The sequence below is a fragment of the Brasilonema bromeliae SPC951 genome (assembly GCF_012912135.1).
In the GTDB taxonomy this organism is placed as follows: Bacteria; Cyanobacteriota; Cyanobacteriia; order Cyanobacteriales; family Nostocaceae; genus Brasilonema; species Brasilonema bromeliae.
On the sequence record NZ_QMEB01000112.1, the window covers coordinates 1 to 18,399 of the forward strand.

The 18,399-nt window shown below is 42.8% G+C and carries 17 protein-coding genes, 1 tRNA gene and 1 riboswitch; of the genes, 10 read left to right on the forward strand and 8 right to left on the reverse strand.

Annotated elements, in window-relative coordinates; all coding sequences use genetic code 11:
* Nucleotides 1-180: 180 nt before the first annotated feature.
* Nucleotides 181-1,239: a Gfo/Idh/MocA family oxidoreductase gene (locus DP116_RS15275; RefSeq protein ID WP_211173289.1), complete on the reverse strand. Its 1,059-nt coding sequence runs from the start codon at nucleotides 1,237-1,239 to the stop codon at nucleotides 181-183.
* A 613-nt stretch (nucleotides 1,240-1,852) separates the two neighbouring features.
* Here DP116_RS15275 and queC point away from each other — a divergent pair.
* Nucleotides 1,853-2,530 carry a 7-cyano-7-deazaguanine synthase QueC gene (queC, locus tag DP116_RS15280; RefSeq protein WP_169156005.1) on the forward strand — a complete coding sequence of 226 codons (678 nt, stop codon included), beginning with the start codon at nucleotides 1,853-1,855 and terminating at the stop codon, nucleotides 2,528-2,530.
* Nucleotides 2,531-2,592: 62 nt separating this feature from the next.
* Here the strand turns inward: queC and DP116_RS15285 are convergent, their stop codons facing one another.
* Both DP116_RS15285 and DP116_RS15290 read right to left on the reverse strand, forming a co-directional pair.
* Complete coding sequence (locus DP116_RS15285; RefSeq protein ID WP_169156006.1) at nucleotides 2,593-3,969, reverse strand: hemolysin family protein; 1,377 nt, start codon at nucleotides 3,967-3,969, stop codon at nucleotides 2,593-2,595.
* A gap of 43 nt (nucleotides 3,970-4,012) precedes the next feature.
* A complete protein-coding gene (locus DP116_RS15290; protein ID WP_169156007.1) occupies nucleotides 4,013-4,717 on the reverse strand; it encodes a hypothetical protein in 705 nt (234 codons plus the stop codon).
* A gap of 188 nt (nucleotides 4,718-4,905) precedes the next feature.
* Here DP116_RS15290 and DP116_RS15295 point away from each other — a divergent pair.
* A tRNA-Ile gene (locus DP116_RS15295) sits at nucleotides 4,906-4,978 on the forward strand.
* A 133-nt stretch (nucleotides 4,979-5,111) separates the two neighbouring features.
* Nucleotides 5,112-5,735 (forward strand): orotate phosphoribosyltransferase, encoded by a 624-nt coding sequence (gene pyrE / locus DP116_RS15300; protein ID WP_169156008.1) that lies wholly within the window; start codon nucleotides 5,112-5,114, stop codon nucleotides 5,733-5,735.
* A gap of 152 nt (nucleotides 5,736-5,887) precedes the next feature.
* On the opposite strand, the gene DP116_RS15305 is transcribed toward pyrE, so the two are convergent.
* Entirely contained in the window at nucleotides 5,888-7,072 is a 1,185-nt protein-coding gene (locus DP116_RS15305) for a redoxin domain-containing protein (protein ID WP_169156009.1), read from the reverse strand.
* Between the two features lie 421 nt (nucleotides 7,073-7,493).
* Nucleotides 7,494-8,870, reverse strand: a complete 1,377-nt coding sequence (thiC, locus tag DP116_RS15310; RefSeq protein WP_169156010.1) for a phosphomethylpyrimidine synthase — start codon at nucleotides 8,868-8,870, stop codon at nucleotides 7,494-7,496.
* Between the two features lie 7 nt (nucleotides 8,871-8,877).
* Nucleotides 8,878-8,970, reverse strand: a riboswitch (TPP riboswitch).
* Between the two features lie 152 nt (nucleotides 8,971-9,122).
* Between thiC and DP116_RS15315 the strand changes: the two genes are divergently transcribed.
* From DP116_RS15315 to DP116_RS15340, 6 genes are all read left to right on the forward strand, one after another.
* On the forward strand, nucleotides 9,123-9,398 hold the full coding sequence (locus DP116_RS15315; RefSeq protein ID WP_169156011.1) for a ribbon-helix-helix domain-containing protein: 276 nt from the start codon (nucleotides 9,123-9,125) through the stop codon (nucleotides 9,396-9,398).
* Nucleotides 9,395-9,754: a type II toxin-antitoxin system PemK/MazF family toxin gene (locus DP116_RS15320; protein WP_169156012.1), complete on the forward strand. Its 360-nt coding sequence runs from the start codon at nucleotides 9,395-9,397 to the stop codon at nucleotides 9,752-9,754. The genes DP116_RS15315 and DP116_RS15320 overlap by 4 nt, the downstream gene beginning before the upstream one ends.
* A gap of 14 nt (nucleotides 9,755-9,768) precedes the next feature.
* Complete coding sequence (locus tag DP116_RS15325; RefSeq protein ID WP_169156013.1) at nucleotides 9,769-10,605, forward strand: nuclease A inhibitor family protein; 837 nt, start codon at nucleotides 9,769-9,771, stop codon at nucleotides 10,603-10,605.
* Between the two features lie 46 nt (nucleotides 10,606-10,651).
* Nucleotides 10,652-11,287: an rRNA large subunit pseudouridine synthase E gene (locus tag DP116_RS15330; protein ID WP_169156014.1), complete on the forward strand. Its 636-nt coding sequence runs from the start codon at nucleotides 10,652-10,654 to the stop codon at nucleotides 11,285-11,287.
* Between the two features lie 310 nt (nucleotides 11,288-11,597).
* Entirely contained in the window at nucleotides 11,598-13,556 is a 1,959-nt protein-coding gene (locus tag DP116_RS15335) for a serine/threonine phosphatase (protein ID WP_169156015.1), read from the forward strand.
* Nucleotides 13,557-13,697: 141 nt separating this feature from the next.
* Nucleotides 13,698-14,921 (forward strand): protein kinase domain-containing protein, encoded by a 1,224-nt coding sequence (locus tag DP116_RS15340; protein ID WP_169156016.1) that lies wholly within the window; start codon nucleotides 13,698-13,700, stop codon nucleotides 14,919-14,921.
* Between the two features lie 47 nt (nucleotides 14,922-14,968).
* On the opposite strand, the gene DP116_RS15345 is transcribed toward DP116_RS15340, so the two are convergent.
* Both DP116_RS15345 and DP116_RS15350 read right to left on the reverse strand, forming a co-directional pair.
* Nucleotides 14,969-15,190: a DUF4327 family protein gene (locus DP116_RS15345; protein WP_048871101.1), complete on the reverse strand. Its 222-nt coding sequence runs from the start codon at nucleotides 15,188-15,190 to the stop codon at nucleotides 14,969-14,971.
* Nucleotides 15,191-15,922: 732 nt separating this feature from the next.
* Nucleotides 15,923-16,450, reverse strand: a complete 528-nt coding sequence (locus DP116_RS15350; protein WP_169156017.1) for a type IV pilin-like G/H family protein — start codon at nucleotides 16,448-16,450, stop codon at nucleotides 15,923-15,925.
* 228 nt (nucleotides 16,451-16,678) lie between these two features.
* On the opposite strand from DP116_RS15350, the gene trxB reads away from it, so the two are divergent.
* A complete protein-coding gene (gene trxB, locus DP116_RS15355) occupies nucleotides 16,679-18,052 on the forward strand; it encodes a thioredoxin-disulfide reductase (RefSeq protein WP_169156018.1) in 1,374 nt (457 codons plus the stop codon).
* Between the two features lie 54 nt (nucleotides 18,053-18,106).
* Here trxB and DP116_RS15360 read toward each other — a convergent pair whose 3' ends face one another.
* Nucleotides 18,107-18,289, reverse strand: coding sequence for a hypothetical protein (locus tag DP116_RS15360; RefSeq protein WP_169156019.1), 183 nt, complete (start codon nucleotides 18,287-18,289; stop codon nucleotides 18,107-18,109).
* Between the last annotated feature and the right edge of the window lie 110 nt (nucleotides 18,290-18,399).

An 18,399-nucleotide genomic window follows, 5' to 3' on the forward strand; every position in this document is an offset into this window, starting at 1 on the left:
GTCCTAATCTAAATACTTTTTAGCTAATTTTTTGAAAAAATACACTTTCTATAAATGAAAAAGGGTACAGGTTACAAGTTGTGGATGATAACGAGATTCTATTCTCTCACCCCCTACAATCTATCCCCCATTCCCTTTTTATACATTGATGTACCGTGCTGTAACCTGTTTCCTGTTCCCTTAAACAGTGGGTGTCAAAGATTGCACTTTTGGTTCAGATTGCCAATCTAATGGGTTCCAAACACGGTCTTCCAAAGCCATCTGCTCGATTAAGCTTGCTAGTCTTAAAGCTTTGAGTGCTTGTTCACCACCAACTGAAGGTTGGTTACCTCCACGCACGCAGTTGACAAAATGCTCCAACTCTGCACCTAGTTTATCAGTATTACTTGTAGAAACTCTTTCAATCACGCCATCCTGTCTATATAATGCTGCTTGTCGATAGTCGTTGGTGTGTCGGTGAACCAAAATTTCATTTCTGAGAAAATCTGCTTCAGTAAAGGAATTTTTACAATGGGCAACAATACGACGAATTTTGCAGTGAGTCACTTTACTGGCAGTGACAGTAGCAACAATACCATTGGCAAATCCTAATGTCGCAGTTACGTAATCTAAATAACCAGAGTCTAATGTACGATTACCACTAGCTGTTAACTTCACTACAGGAGCTGCGGCTAATTCCAAAAGCAGGTCAATGTCATGAATCATTAAATCCAAAACAACTGAGACATCGTTTGCCCGACTTGAATATGGACTTGTACGATGTGCCTCTAGCGCTAGCACTTCCTCAGTTTTCAACACCTTGCTCAATTCTTGAAATGCTGGGCTGAAGCGCTCTATATGACCGACTTGTAGAATACATTGAGAATCGGCGGCAGCATTTACTAATGATTCTGCTTCAGATATACTTGCTGCGATTGGCTTTTCAATCAGAACATGAATTCCCGCCAAAAGACAGTTGATTCCAACGGCGTAATGCAAACGCGTGGGTACGGCAACACAAACTGCCTGTACATGAGGCAGCAGGTCGCAATAATCTTCAAAAAAGCGCACCTTGTATTTGCTGGCGGTTTCTAATCCTCGTTCAACATTAATATCTGCTACACCAACCAGTTCAACGTCCTTCATTGAACTCAGTACTCGAACGTGATGCTGTCCCATATTACCCACGCCGATCACGCCTATGCGGATCGGTCGTGGATGGTTGCGCTGTAGTTGACCATTTTGTTCTCCCACTGACATACTTCTATTCTGCACTGTTATTCTCTCCTCAACCACCACATTTAGAGACGTTGTAGTCATTGGATTTGATACTCAACTGCCAATGGCTATGCGTCTAAAACCATCCAGATGGTAACATAGAGGTTCTATTTATGAAGAATTTCAAAGTTTATTGTGAGTTCCCGCCATATGACTCGGTTTTATAAGAAGTGTTTAAATTGATGCTTTTTTTGCACTTTACGAAAATTATAATGAGCTTTTTATTAGCTTTAGAAACTAACTAAGACGTTAGTCAAGTGCTCTTTGTTTCACAAAAAAAATGATTACCGAAAACGAAATCTACAATAACGTGGGAGCGTGGTAGCCCCGTATTTTAAAATCGAAGCGAATAATGTGAACATGGGCGGTTTTTACTACCGTTAAGTCTTTGTGTGATAATTAGTTGTAGGGCTGGTTTCATTTGTTACGTGTTAGACCATTTCAGGAAATGCCTGATACAAATGATTTTCTACAATTATTTCCCCTTGCTCCCAACTCCATTGCTGTTCATTTGTATCAACCTTAAAGTAAAACGGTATTATACCTCAACCCAGATCTCAAGGTACTGGGTTTCGACACCTGCCGCAAGTTGATTATGAAAGCTGTCATTTTATTGTCTGGTGGTTTAGACTCTTCCACGGTTTTATACCAAGCGATCGCCGATGGTTATAACTGCCATACCATTTCCTTTGATTACCAACAGCGACATCGACGAGAGTTAGACTCAGCTTTGGCAATTGCTCAAAAAGCTGGCGTGGTAGACCAGCAAGTGGTAAAGTTTGATTTAAGACAATGGGGCGGCTCGGCTCTTACAGATGATGCGATAGAATTACCCCAGAAACGTGACTTGGAGGAAATGTCTCAAAGTATCCCTGTCACTTATGTTCCAGCTCGCAATACCATCTTTTTAAGTTTTGCCCTTGCTTATGCCGAAACAATTTCTGCTCAGTGTGTTTACATAGGTGTTAATGCCCTAGATTATTCTGGATATCCTGATTGTCGTCCTGACTACATCCAAGCAATGCAGGAAGTGTTTCGTTTAGGAACAAAACAAGGACGCGAAGGGCAAAGCATTTCCATCAAGACACCCTTAATTCAGCTAAAAAAAACTGAAATTATCCAACTTGGCAATAAATTGGGTGTTCCTTGGGAACTCACATGGTCTTGCTATCTAGGAGGCGATGTTGCTTGTGGTGTCTGTGATTCTTGCCGTTTGCGTCTTGCAGCTTTTGGGGAACTGGGATTGAAAGACCCATTGGCTTATGCGAACTAGGGAGATGAGGAAGCCACAGAGGAAGAGACAATTTCCTTCTTTGTGTTCTTCCCTCTTCACTCCTACTCCTCCAACCGTCGCACCTGAATCTGATGTAAGCGTGGTCCAGTGACTGAGACGACGGTAAATTCTAGATTTTCATAGCGAAAGGTTTCGCTAAGGGTAGGAACTTTGTCTAACTGGTAAAGTAAAAAGCCTCCTAAAGTTTGGTATTCTTTTCTCAAGGGCAAATCGAGATGCAAAATCTCATTCAGGTCTTCCAGGTTTATTTGAGCCTGGACAAGAAAAGTTTGCTCGTCTGAAATCTTGATGAGCAAATCATTAGTGGTGTCTGGTTCGCCGGGATAACCGATAATTTGAGCAATGATGTCTTGGATAGTGACCAATCCTACAGTCGCACCAAATTCATCTACCACCATCACCATAGTTGGTTCCTCTCGCTGCATAGTTGGCAAGAGTTCCTTTAAGGGAGTATGTTCTGGCACAAATCTTGCAGGGCGCATCCAGGGCTGAATTTGTGTTTCTAAAGTCAGCTTTCCCACAGCTAAGGGTTTTGCCAAGTCTTTAAAGTAAACTATGCCGCGAATTTCATCCAAAGATTCTCCAATAATAGGGTAGCAAGAATGACCTGTAGCTATCATTTCCTGGAGAAGAGTCCCGAAGGTAGCGATTTTTGGCAAAGCGATAACACTCGTACGAGGAATCATGACTGCTTGTACTGTCTCGTCCCCAAATTCAAAGACGTTTTTGAGTAATTGTCGTTCTTGTGGTTGCAATCCAGTAGATTCGCGTTCTGTGGAAATAATGAGTTGTAATTCTTCAGGTGTAACAGGCGGCTTCCAACTTTGACCCGTGTATTCAATACCAAAAAATCGCAATAGCCAGCGAGTTGATTGGTTAAGAATCCAGATAAAAGGGCTGAAAAACCTGACAGTTGCTCTGATCGAAGGTCCCAAAAATTTTGCTAGTTGTTCTGAATAGAGTATGGATACTGATTTGGGACACAGTTCTCCTAAAACTATTTGCAAATAAGCTATGAAAAAAAAGGCAATTGGAATTGATAGAGAATGAGCTACGACTATACTCATTCCTATAGGTAGAGGTAAAGATAGTAAGCATGATTTTACTAGCACAACGATGGTGCTTTCCCCAATCCAGCCTAGTGCCAAACTAGAGAGAGTAATACCTAATTGAGTTGTCGATAGCAATCGATCCATACTGTGTTGCAAAACTTCAACGGCGATCGCCTGAATATCGCCAGCCTCCACCAGTTGATGGATGCGCGATCGGCGCACTGTCACCATAGAAAATTCTGCTGTTACAAAAAAGGCATTGATAGCAATCAGCACTAGCACTGATAACAATCGCAGCCCAACATCTGTCCAACTTAAGCCAAAAGAAGCACTCACCTTCGTTGCCGTATAATACTGATGCCCCATGAATATTTTATTGGTGGTTAGTTGTGCTACTAACCACTAACACCTATCTTTCTACGGGAATATTTGGTACTTCTAGCCGCAGTCTTTGAGCAGGATAATCTGTCAGAGCGAGTGAAATACGCTTGACATTATCAAGTAAAGGTGTAGGAATGCTCACTGTACCAGAAACAGGAGATCCATTTACCGGTAATTCAGAAGGTAAACCCTCTGTACTCGCACTTAAGGTTCGTCCTTTATCATCAGATACATCCAAAAAACTATATAGGAAGCGTACAGAATCTTTGCCTTTGTTCTGCATTTGTACTTTTAGAAGCAAAGCACCACCAGAAAAGCGAGCAGATTGTACGGAAAGGCTAACACCTTCGCTTTGGGCGTTAATGGGAAATCCTTCCTGAGGCTTTTCTTGTTCAGCTGCGGGCGTTGATTTTTCCTCTTTCTTGGCCTTGCTGGTATTTACCTGCTCATCATCATCATCTTTTTTTCTAGATTTGGCAGCTTTAGTTTTGCCCTCAATTCGCGATTTGACAATTTTCAGGATTTGATCCTCCTTGAGAAAAGCAACCCCTGCGTGTTGCTCCTTAGCTGATTTAGCGCTGGTGTATTTGCTGGTAGGACGAGCATCTGGTGCTGTAACACCTTTGAGTGCTGCACTTCCTAAAGTAAATCCCCAAAATGCACTTACAGAGCCAGCCCCCAACATCAGAACTAGCAAAATCAAAGTCAGAAGTACCGTAGAATTTAGTTTCATTGCCGACAAGTCATTGCAAAAGAATGCTGGTCTATTTAAAAGTATCGAAGTTATTTACTTCAATCACTAGAGGAGCTTAATCAATATTAGTCTCCACTACTGCCACGTCAAAGTATATGGTATGAAAATCTGGTATGTCATATTAACATTGTCAAATTCTATTGACTTGTGCTATAATCTAAACTCGACCAGGGTTGGCCGAGCGGTTGAGGCAGCGAACTCATAATTCGCGCTAGGCAGGTTCAACTCCTGCACCCTGGATTTAAAAATGGTGAGAAAAAACTCTTTGGATTTCCCGTAAGAGAAAAATTACTCAGGACTGAGCACTTATTGGTACGATGTCTCAGAAGTATATTTTTCTCATTATGAGTGGAACGCAGTGGAGCGTATTGTGATGACATATCAAGCCGAAATTCATGCCCAACCGAATATCAGCGCAACTACTACTGATTTAGTAACCGTTAGCCAATACTTACTCGATTTACTTTGTCAACTAGCATATAAAGAAGGTGATTTTGTCCTCTCCTCAGGACAGCGGAGTTCTTACTATATCAACGGCAAGCAGGTAACACTTCACCCCCAAGGCGCTTTGGCAATTGGTCGTATTCTTCTATCTATGCTGCCATTAGAGACTCAAGCAGTTGCTGGTTTAACATTAGGGGCTGATCCTATTGTCAGCGCCGTAAGTGTGGTTTCTGCCTATGAAAACCGACCGATACCAGCATTAATTATTCGTAAGGAAGCCAAGGGACATGGAACAAGGGCATATATTGAAGGTCCCAGCTTGCCAGAAAGTGCAAAAGTGGTAGTTTTGGAAGATGTGGTTACGACTGGACAATCTGCGATGAAAGCCGTTGAGCGACTTAGAGAGGCAGGTTATACCGTGAATCAAGTGATTTCACTAGTAGATCGTCAGCAAGGAGGAGCCGAATTCTACCAGCAAGCAGGGTTGGAGTTTGAGGCAGTGTATACGATAAAGGAAATTCAAGAGCGATATCGGCAACTTGCGAATCAATGACTAAGGAGGAGAAATAAACTCAATTGTGTAAAGAAATATTAAGGGAAAAATGGTAGGCGATAAGCCTCTGGCTTGACGCACTAGGGGTTGGGCAAACCCAACCCAAGTACTGCTCACAATTGAATCAAATTGAGTGAGACCAACAAAGAAACCTAACGTTTTTTCTTTGTTGGCTGCTTCCCAAAGCCCTGTGCTGTTTTCTCTGCTTGCTTAGAGGAATATTCAGTTTGAGTATCAGCAGTACTGTCAAGTACAACGTACTTGCTATTTGTTTTTCTAACTTTAGCATCTTCGTCGTTGTAAAAGAACGAGAGAAGGGCAAAGCGCCGACCACTAGTGACAGGAGTGGCTTCATGAAGCAGAGAGCAAGAAAAAATTAACGCTTCTCCTGTGTTTGGACAATAAAGCTGGGATCCGTACTCTGGAAAACGTAAGTAGCCACCTTCATAAGAGCCAGTGTTGAGATTCAGTGACATGGCAAACCTTCGGTGAGCTGTACCTTTGGTTGTGTTATCGCGGTGGCGATTAAAGAAGCCTTGGTCAGTTGCTTCGTAGCAAGCGACTAGGTGGCGTTCAAAGCGAGTAATGCTGAACTGAAATGCCTTCTCAATCTCCGGCTTGACTCTCCGAATGATGCTTTGATTAATCTGCTCTAGTAGTTGAGGATTTGAAATAAAATAGTCTCGACGTTTTTTAAAACTGTAGTCATAGACTGTCACTGTTTTACCGTCAACTTGTCGCATAAAGCCAGAATCTTGACCACCATCTGCTAAGTACAAGTCAATCAAATTCTGGCAAAAGCTTGGCTCTAGTACATTGGGTATAAAAAGAACAGGTGCAAGTTTTGTTGCTAGACTGGCTGGCGGTATAGCAGGTAAGCCGTCAATAAACTGGAAAACTTGCTCTATAGGATGAGCACTCGCTAGGACATCAATAACCTGTAGGACTCGTAAATTTTCATCTAAAATAAAGATTTTTGGCTCGTATTGGAATTCACTACCTGCGGGATTATCTGGCTGACAAACACCGTATTGGATGCTGACCTCCCGCTTAAAATCCCACAAGAACTTGAAATAAGTTTTATTCTCAACTAACTCTGCCAGAAAACTATCATCTGGGTCTATACTGACACCAAAGAATGGGACTTGGTACGAAGTTAATTGGTTTTGGCGAGTACAGAATTGATTGAGAATTTCACGAATAAGATTATTTTTAGTACTCCCGAAAAAAAACAAAATGACACGATATCCACCAACTGAACTGAAATGGAAGGTTGGGTTTGAGGTGGAGGGAAGGGTAAACCAAGGAACCGGATCGCCAACAGTAAGAGACAGCATAAAGTAAATTCCCGTACTAGTATTTATAGGACTTACGCAAGAACTCTGGTGAAACTCTTATTTCTATGCGCTAAGGCGCACGCTACGCGTTCGCCCTTGGCGTGCGCTTTGCGCTTACATGTCCTTTGCGTCCTTTGCGGTACCCTGCGGGAAGCCGCTCCGCGTCTACGTTTCTTTATAATTTTGCGTAAGTCCTGATTTACTTGCATACCTGAATAAAAGGTTTGCCAATACTCAGGATAATCTTGAGTATTGCTAAATACTTAGTACTATAACGTGTACGAAGCAGATCGTACTTATCACGATAAGAATAGAATTCTGAGGCTAGACAAACAAAGCCCGCACAGGCGGGCTTAAACATAAAAGAGTTTGCGTCTTTGTGACGGATCAAGTCGAGAAACCCCTCGTCTTTGCGCGAACCTTATTGGATAACTGTTGCTTTATCCTTTGCTAAGAACTTCTCAAGTTCTGTGAGTGCATCAGCATCAACTTTGGTTTGCATGGGGCAGAACTTGGGACCACACATTGAACAAAACTCAGCAGTTTTGTAAATGTCTGCTGGCAGAGTTTCGTCGTGGTACTCCCTCGCTCTTTCCGGATCGAGTGATAATTCAAACTGACGGTTCCAGTCGAAGTTGTAACGGGCGCGGGAGAGTTCATCGTCTCTATCTCTTGCACCTGGGCGGTGTCTGGCTATATCTGCGGCATGAGCTGCTATCTTATAAGCAATCAAACCATTCCTGACATCTTCAGGATTGGGCAAGCCCAAGTGTTCTTTTGGTGTGACATAGCACAACATTGCAGTACCGTACCAACCAGCCATTGCTGCCCCAATTGCCGAGGTGATATGGTCGTAGCCGGGGGCGATGTCTGTCACCAATGGTCCCAGCACGTAGAAAGGAGCTTCAGAACACTCTTCCATCTGCTTTTTGACGTTAAACTCAATTTGATCCATTGGAACGTGTCCAGGACCTTCTACCATGACCTGTACGTCATCTTCCCAAGCTTTACGAGTCAGTTGTCCGAGAGTTTTGAGTTCCGCTAATTGCGCATCATCAGAAGCATCATGGGTACAACCAGGACGCAGAGAATCACCAAAACTAAAAGAAACGTCATATTTCTTAAAGATTTCAATGATGTCGCGCAAGTGCGTATAAAGTGGATTTTGCTTGTGATGAGCGAGCATCCATCTTGCCAAAATACCTCCTCCACGAGACACAATGCCAGTGAGGCGACTTCTGACTAAAGGCAAATGCTCAATCAAAATCCCAGCGTGGATAGTCATGTAATCGACACCCTGCTGGGCGTGTTTCTCAATCACATGCAGAAAGTCATCTGGTGTCAGCTTTTCAATATTGCCGTGGACGCTTTCTAAAGCTTGATAAACTGGTACTGTCCCAATTGGTACTGGTGAAGCTTTGATAATCGCAGTGCGAATTTCATCCAAGTTTCCGCCACCAGTGGACAAATCCATGACGGTATCAGCGCCATACTTCACCGCTAGATTCAGCTTTGCGACTTCTTCCTCAAGATTGGAAGAGTTCGGAGAAGCGCCAATATTGGCATTAACCTTACACTTGGAGGCTATACCAATACACATTGGTTCCAAGTTCGTGTGGTTGATGTTAGCAGGGATAATCATCCGTCCCCGTGCTACTTCGTCTCTAACAAGCTCAATGGGAAGGTTTTCCCGGTGGGCGACGTGATGCATTTCTTCGGTGATGACACCCTGACGGGCATAGTGCATTTGAGTAACATTACTCTGCCCACGCCGCTTGGCGACCCATTCTGTCCGCATATTTGCTTTCCTCGATAAACAGCTTCCCTCCGCCGGTATTACCCGGATTCAGGTGTTAAGGGTGTAATCTCAGCCTATGCAGGCACCCCTAGCATGAAAATAGATTTTACATCTTGCCTAGGGCTGGAAGCAAGGAAGTTGACAAATTTTGAAGTGAGTACGGTGGTGGGGTTGGGTAACTATCATATGATGTCATAATAGACATCATATGAATCATCAAACTCTTGATGGCTGTATATTTGTTATAGCTGTATGGAAAATCAAACTGTTCGCACAACATTGAGCATACCAGTTGAGTTATTGGAAGCAACTGATCGCGCTGTAAGAGAAGGAAAAGCAAAGAGTCGCAATGATTTTGTTGCTCGTGCGTTACGTCATGAACTAGCGGTTCAAAAACGAGCTGAGATTGATGCAGCTTTTGCAGGAATGGGTAATGATGTTGAGTGTCAAGCAGAAGCAGTAATGATGAGTCATGAATTTGCTAAATCTGATTGGGAAGCGTTTCAGATAGGTGAAACTCAGCAGTGAGGAGAGGAGAAGTTTATGATGCTTGTCTCGATCCAACTGAAGGGTCTGAACAGGCACGAACCCGACCTGTCATTATTGTTAGCCGTGATGCTATCAACTCTGCTAGTCAAGTCGTGCTAGTGGTTCCCTGCACAAATTATCGCCTTGGAAGGCGTATTTATCCAAGTCAGGTTCTCATTCACGCGCCTGATGGGGGTTTAGATAGGGATTCAGTGGCAATGGCGGAGCAAGTTCGTGCTTTAGCTAAAACTCGTTTTTTGTATTTGCGTGGGATGCTTTCACCGTTATCTTTGCAGCAATTGGATCAAGCTTTGCTAATAGCTTTGGATTTACCTGGGCAAGTTGAGTTTGAATAATTTGGGGCGATGCCATGAAACCTAGTAATGCCGAATTTGTTGCTCAACTTCAAGCAGCCACAGAAGGATTATTATTTGGTAGTGAAAATTCTTATCCTTTTAAAACTTTTGTATTTGAAGTTGTAAATCAAGGAGATTTTACAGTAGAAAATTTGCTACAAACCGCTGGTTTTATGAAACCTGTAAATTTAGATGATTTCTTACAGTTTGTTTCAGAAATAGCGCCAGAAAGTAGTCAAAACTATCAGGAAATAATAAATTTTCTGGAATTATACACTACATCATCACAAATATATCGAATAAGTCTTGAGGATGAAAGTGGAGAATACGAGGCTTTTCACATACTTGTAGGAAATACCAAGGACGGAGATTGGATTGGTATATCTCCTAGAATTGACAATGAGCCTAGTGCAAGACGTTCAGAGAAATTTTTGATGGAAAGTAGTACTTTAGTAAAAGAAAGCACTTTCAAGTTAAAAACTAAACTTGAACCATTACTAGCAAAATTAAAATTTATTGTTACCGAATACTATGAAAAAAATCAAGAAAAGCAAGGCTTTGTTTTGGAAATAGCAGATACTAGGGCAGTGATGATGAAGAAACTGCTAGATTCTACAGGATTTGTTAAGACTTGTGCCTTTAAAGGATTTAGTGAAAACGCACAAGAAAACGATTACCCAGATCGGGAGTACTTTGAACAATTTAAGCCTTTGGATGAGTTACTTCAATCACGTCTAACAAACTTAAGAGAGTATGTAATTGGCGGTATGGCTGTTTATTATCTTTATGACATTGGTCAAACACCAGATGGAAATTGGGTAGGTGTTTGGACAATAGCTATCTGGACATAAGATTTGAAGGCGATCGCAAGGCGCAAGGGCGCTACACTCATCACTCATGACTAACTATCGATACATTCTGTTTTACAAACCCTATGGTGTCCTCAGCCAGTTTACAAAAGACACTCCCACTCGTAGCACCCTCAAAGACTATATCGACATTCCCGATGTGTACCCTGTGGGTCGTTTGGACTGGGACAGCGAGGGGTTAGTCCTATTGACTAACAACGGGCAATTGCAACATCGCCTTTCCCACCCTCAGTTTGGACACGAACGAACTTACTGGGTGCAGGTAGAACGAATTCCTGATGCTGCGGCTTTGACGCAGCTACAACAAGGTGTGACGATTCAAGATTACCGTACTCGACAAGTAATGGTGGCACTATTGCCAACAGACCCTCCTTTACCAGAACGCGATCCGCCGATTAGGTTTCGCAAAAATGTGCCGACAGCGTGGTTAGAAATGACTTTGACAGAGGGCAAAAATCGTCAGGTCAGAAGAATGACGGCGGCTGTGGGATTTCCCACTTTGCGGCTGGTCAGGATAAGCATCGCCCACTTACATTTAGATGATTTGCAACCAGGTCAATGGCGCGACTTAAGCTCAAGCGAACTCAAGTTGTTACTCGATTTAGCTTTTGCAGGCTCAAGAAAGTTTAAGAGCAATAGAACAACGCTTTTAGACTATAACTAAAGTATGACACTAGTTATCATTGTAGAGCCTATCATCCCAAATCTAGTTACCTTCTGAGTTTCCTAAACCTAAAGATATGTGTCGGAATATGCGACAATGCCTAGTTTTCATGGCAATTTTTTGTCAAAATATAGCTTGCCAATATCTCAAATCTATAGTTAGTATGCGTCTAAATTAAGACTGCCACTAAAATTCGCCAGATGAATCACAATATATTGTAGATCTACTGTAGGCAGGTGCTAACAAATGTGGCACTTTTGGATTGTAGTGGCTAAAAGCACCTTGGAACGGGAATTAAGGAACTTCCACAATGCTGATTTGCCCTCAGTGTAAATTTGAAAACCCCAATGCTAACAAATTCTGCCAACGCTGTGGCGCTTCACTGACTCATAAGGTCTGTGGAGAGTGCGGCACTGATTTGGCTTTAAATGCACGAGAATGTGATAACTGTGGCGCAGCATGCGGAAGCGTTTTGTGGGCAATTATTACAAAAGAAGAGAGTCGGCGAGTTGGGGAGGATAAGGAAGATTTTGCTTCCTCATCTTTCTCATCTGCCTTATCACCAGGTTCTTACTTAGACTCACAAAAGCGTTATCAGCTGCTAGAACCGCTACCAGCCTTACAGGAAATTGCTCCTAACACTCAAGTCTCGGTGAGAGTTCTAGATTGCCAACCATACCAAGTCTCACTCCTTGAGGTTATGCTGACAAATCAGCAAAAGGGACTAGTCATGGCATCAGTTGGGGTTGATAAGATTCCCAGTCTAGCCAAACCTTATATTGCTTTACGATCATGGTGCCATTTGGGAATACCGCCCATTCATGATGCTTGGCAGCAGGACGACATGCAGGTGGTACTCATCGAAGACCGCTCGAATTGGCAGGAATTAGTTGATTTGTGGCAGGATGATTCACTAAGCTCGTTACAAATTGTACATTTTTTTTCCCAGATGACCCAACTTTGGTCAGTGCTGGAAAAAGCTCACTGTCGTCAAAGTTTGTTGGAATTGTCCAATCTACGAGTTGATGAAAAACTATCATTAGCACTACAAAAATTGTACGTAGAATCACCAGACAAGACAGCTACTAACTTCCCAGAGGATACACAAGCAACACTACCAGAGACGACAGTTGTGCAGCCTTTGACAATCCAAGCTTTAGGGCAGGTTTGGCACGCACTTTTTAGACAGTCTCAACGCACTCAATTTGGCTCTGTTTTACACCTGATCGGAGAGTTAGAACTAGGAAATTTAGAGACCCTGGCGCAGCTGCAATCATCTTTGTCAGACATCGTGTCTGAATTGCAAGGCAATTCTACAAGCGTTTCAATTCCCTCTACATTATTCAAAAGTAATGCTGCACCCACTGTCTTGCAATTGGATGACCAAGAGGATGAGACTGAATTCAAAAGCGATGATAAGTCCATAGCTATGCTGCCTATGCAGTTAATAAGCCTGGAAAATGCAGGACTTACCAATGTTGGGCGTCAACGCGACCATAATGAAGACTATTTTGGTATTGATACAAAAGTATACAACCTAGAATCACCCAACACCCATACTTTGCAGGCGCGTGGTTTGTATATTCTGTGTGATGGAATGGGCGGACACGCGGGTGGCGAGGTTGCTAGTGCTTTGGCTGTCAAATCTTTGCGCGAGTACTTTCAAACCCACTGGGCTTCTAATCAACTGCCAACAGAAGATAATATCCGCGCAGCAGTGCGGCTAGCCAATCAAGCAATTTTTAATGTTAATCAACAAGACGCCCGTTCTGGTGTTGGGCGTATGGGTACGACTGTAGTTATGATTTTAATCCAAGATACTCAAGTTGCGGTTGCTCATGTGGGAGACAGTCGTCTCTACCGCGTCACTCGCAAAAGAGGACTGGAACAAGTCACAATGGACCATGAAGTTGGTCAACGAGAAATTTCTCGGGGTGTAGAACGTAGTGTGGCATACTCCCGCCCTGATGCTTACCAATTGACTCAAGCCCTTGGTCCTCGCGATGAACAGTCTATCATTCCCGATATCCAGTTTTTTGAGATCAATGAAGATACCCTTTTTCTTCTTGCTTCGGATGGTTTATCAGATAATGATTTGCTGACTCTTCATTGGCAAAACTACTTAGCACCTTTGTTAAGTCATTCTGCCAATCTGGAAAGTGGCGTTCAAGCTTTAATTGATTTGGCAAACCATTACAATGGTCATGACAATATTACTGCTGTACTTATTCGGGCAAGAGTGCGCCAAAGTATAAACCAACAGCAATAATTGTAAATTACAGACAAGGGAGTTGGAGGAGCAACAGAGTCCGAGAGTAACAGAGTCCGGGAAACTTCTGTTGCTTTCTCACTCCTTCTCCTCAACTCCCCTTTGCCACTTTCTACTCCCTTCTCCTATTAAAAATTACCTATGGTCACGCTGACCCTGTTAGAACCGCAACAAAATATACCTCTCCAGCAGTGGCACTTTGACGACGAATCTGTGATTCGGGTTGGTCGTTCAGCAGATAATGACGTGGTTTTAAGTGATAGTTTGGTGTCACGATATCATTTAGAACTCCGACAAGTTGATTCGGATAAAAATGGCGGTTCTTGGCAGGTCATTAGTCAAGGCACAAATGGCACTTTTCTCAACGGCGTTTTAATCACTCAAACTTCATTGTCAGATAACTCTGTGCTGCAACTGGCACAAAAAGGTCCTATTCTAAAATTCCAAATTCACAAGCAAACCACTCCACCATATTCTCCAACTCCCGCGTTACCTTATACAAGTTGCACTCACGAAGGAAACTCGCCTAACAACTTGTTTTGCATCCACTGCGGTCAACCAATGTCTATCATGCAGACAATTCGCCAATATCAGGTATTGCGAATTCTGGGACAGGGAGGTATGGGTACTACTTATCTAGCTTGGGATGGGCTAGGAACAATAGCTGGACACCCACAATTGTTGGTGTTAAAGCAGATGAATGCTGATATGGCAAAAATTGCTAAGGCACAAGAATTATTTGAACGAGAGGCAAATACTCTTAAATCCCTAAGCCATACTGGAATTCCTAAATATTATGATTCTTTTGTCGAAGGTGGGAAGAAATATTTGGCAATGGAATTAATTCATGGACAGGATTTAGAAAAACTTGTTTATTCAAAAGGACCAGTTGTCCCAAATCAAGCGATTAATTGGATGATTCAAACCTGCGATATTCTGGAATATCTCCATAGCAAAGAACCACCCCTGATCCACCGGGATATTAAACCCGCTAACCTCATGGTGCAAAACTGCAATGATCGTATAGTGGTGCTGGATTTTGGCGCGGTCAAAGAGATTGCCACAACGCCTGGGACTCGTATTGGTGCAGAGGGTTATTGTGCCCCTGAACAAGAACGGGGACAACCCGTCACCCAATCCGATTTATATGCCATTGGACCGACACTTATTTTTTTGCTGACTGGCGAAAGCCCTTTTAAGTTCTACCGCCAGAGAGGGCGAAGTTTCCGGTTTGAAGTCGCAAATGTGCCTACGATTACTCCCCAGTTACGAGAAGTGATTGACCGCGCCACGGAACCTTTGCCGTGCGATCGCTATCAAACGGCCAAGGATTTAGTGGCGGCTTTAGCAGTGTGTAAAGTCTAGGGAAAAGGTATAAGAAACAGGAAATAGAGACTTTATTGCCCTACTTCTTATTCTTCGTCCCAAGCTTCCACAGCTAGCAATTCGCTTACTGGGTCTTGCATACTAAACCCGTAGTCTAGCAATTCTTGCTTCCAGTGCTGCCATTCATTGCCGAAGAGCAAAGCGATTTTCCAGATATTATCTGTGGGCTTGATAATACTAGAATCTACGAGTGAACGCACATTACGCTGCAACTTCACCATTGGGTGAATAACTTGCTGCTTACTCATAACCTCGATTAAATTCAGATTTGGTTGGGTAAATGCTTAATCAAAACTGCTTTCCGTATTGGAATTCTTGCCGATGCGTGGAGCTTTTTACTTTGGCAAAGCAAGTCTCAACTTTCTAACTATATCATAACTTAACTCAAGTGAGTGACTATTTCATTCGCTTTTGTACGGTAATCCCCACCTGCAGGAGTTACATTTTCTTGCCAGAAAGTCATTACTTTTGACAGATTTAAAACAATAGCCACCCTACATCTTGCACAAAGAGCACGTTTTGGGCACGTTTTGAGGATATATGCAAAATGTTATTTTTTTCTTTCACCATGATGTGTGCAGGTTTTAAAAAACTTATATAACTGGAGGTTTTTTGAAGGTTTTGACGGAACGGTGAACTATGCAGTTAGCTGGAGTTATGCCGAATTATTCAGTTATATACAATATCGTAAACATCTAGCATTATATAGAGATTAGAAAAATTTGTAGAAAAAATTAATATTTTGAGCAGAGGCAAAGACTCGGAAAAATACGCTCCAAAAGAAAGAAGACAAAAAGAGCACACGTAAATAAGATTTTTAAATGGTATAAAATTTTTAGAAAAAAGTTGTCTTGCTAGAATTCAAATCAAAATAAAAGTGGGTAGTTTGGACTACCCACCTTTATCAACGGTTCTATTAGAGATTAAAACAGCTAAATTTTTTTACGGGGACTGATTCGGTGGAGGTATCATTTAGGCTGCTACTTCTTCAGTTCCGTGTAGTTCGGCGGGCATTTTGGTTGTGCTGAGGTTCCGTTGGTTGTGCTACTTGGCTCCTGCGTGCTTCCTACGCCAATATTATCAGACTCACACAAGATGGCTAAAGTTGCTCCTTCTTGTTCTGATAAAATAACAACACCTGCGTAGGATTTGAGGCCATTTTTCCGAGAAATACCATTATTGGCAACCTGATTGGTATTTACTTTAATTTCGTACTTGTAGTTCTCGGTTTCGGGTTTAATACCAATCCCCAACTTACTTGTATCAATTACGAACTGACCATTTTCCAAGTAATAAGCTTGTTGTGCTCGGTTCATTGAACCCACATAGGTTTTAGCCTCTGATTGTTTTGCTTTGTTCGCTTGGCTAAGGAACGAGGGCAAAGCGATAGCAGATAGAATACTTATAATAATAATTACTACTAACAGTTCCATGAGTGTGAAGCCTTCGTCCTTCTTTTTTTTCTTAAGAACGTGCTGTAGTAATTTAACTTTTCTTTCTATACCCATCAGTATTATTCCGTAACTAGTCACTTTTTTGGTTACAAACAGAACTTTCTCAGTTCTTCCCAGTTTCAAATCACTCCTCACCGAATGCTTTGGAGAGGGGTAATGGGGTACTTGGTGAGGTAATTTCGCCGCAACTTGGTATTAGTATTCCCAGATCGGAATTTTCTATAACGCCCTGTTTGGTATGCTATACTAAGTCATAGTCGTTATGAGTTTATATATAAAAGCATGACTAACCCGACAGTAGAAAACGTAGTCATTATCGGTTCTGGTCCAGCAGGGTATACAGCTGCCATTTACGCAGGACGAGCTAACCTCAAACCAGTTGTCTTTGAGGGTTTCCAAGCCGGGGGGTTACCTGGTGGTCAGTTAATGACAACGACTGAAGTGGAGAACTTTCCTGGGTTTCCCCAAGGAATTACCGGACCCGAATTGATGGATAAAATGAAAGCTCAAGCAGAACGCTGGGGGGCTGAGTTATATACAGAAGATGTTGTTGAAGTTGATTTTAGTCAGCGTCCTTTTACAGTCCGTTCAGACGAACGGGAATTGAAAACCCACAGCATTATCATCGCCACGGGTGCGACAGCAAGGCGCTTGGGTTTAGACAGTGAACATCAATTCTGGAGTCGAGGAATTTCTGCTTGTGCGATCTGCGACGGTGCTACGCCTATTTTCCACGGTGCAGAATTAGCCGTGGTTGGTGGTGGCGACTCAGCAGCGGAAGAAGCGATTTACTTGACCAAGTACGGGTCTAAAGTGAATTTGCTGGTGCGAACCGAGAAGATGCGGGCTTCCAAAGCCATGCAAGACCGGGTTTTGAGTAACCCCAAAATCACCGTTCACTGGAACACAGAAGCAGCGGATGTGTTTGGGAACGACAAGCACATGGAAGGGATAAAAATCCGCAACACCAAAACTGGCGAAGAGAGTAAACTGCACGTTAAGGGATTATTCTACGCCATTGGTCATAACCCCAACACATCCTTATTCAAGGGACAACTAGAACTTGATGACGTGGGTTACATTGTCACCAAGCCTAGTTCTCCTGAAACAAGCGTAGAGGGCGTTTTCGCTGCAGGCGATGTACAAGATCATGAATACCGTCAAGCAATTACCGCTGCAGGTAGTGGCTGTGCGGCGGCGATGTTAGCAGAACGCTGGTTGTCTTCCAGTGGCTTAATTCAGGAATTCCATCAAAAGCCGGAAACACCAGATAACGAACTCGAACAGTTAGCCGAGAAGAAAACTGAAGAACAGCTAGCCGCTGAATTTGATTTGAATGCAACCCGCCATCAGGGGGGTTATGCTTTGCGGAAGCTGTTCCATGATAGCGATCGCCTACTCATCGTCAAATACGTCTCTCCTGGCTGCGGTCCTTGCCATACCCTCAAGCCCATCTTAAACAAAGTCGTGGATGAATTTGACGGCAAAATTCACTTTGTCGAAATTGATATCGACAAAGACCGAGATATTGCTGAAAATGCTGGTGTCACAGGAACACCCACAGTTCAGTTCTTCAAAGATAAGGATCTGCTCAAGGAAGTCAAAGGCGTTAAGCAAAAGAGTGAGTACCGCCAATTGATTTCAAGCAATTTGTAGGTGGTGAGTCGAAAAAAGAAAGGAGATGAAGCAATTTCATCTCCTTACTTTTCCTTACACCCTATCCTCTGCTAGCTCGAAAACGACTTCATGTTGGCTAGTAGGCTTTTGCTGACGTAATAACCGAAGGTATTCTTCTGCATCAACGCGACTCCGGTGGCGGCTGACGACTACCTTTTGTGACGGAGACACTGAATTGATAACCGCCCAGGGTTTGAGGCGTTCTTGATAAGCCATAATGAGATTATCTTCTTCAAAAATTTAGGAGGCAGAGCCAGCGCTGTCACTTTCGGTGGTTAGGTACTGGCTTCTGCTACTTTAAATGATATTATTGCCATGTTAAATAA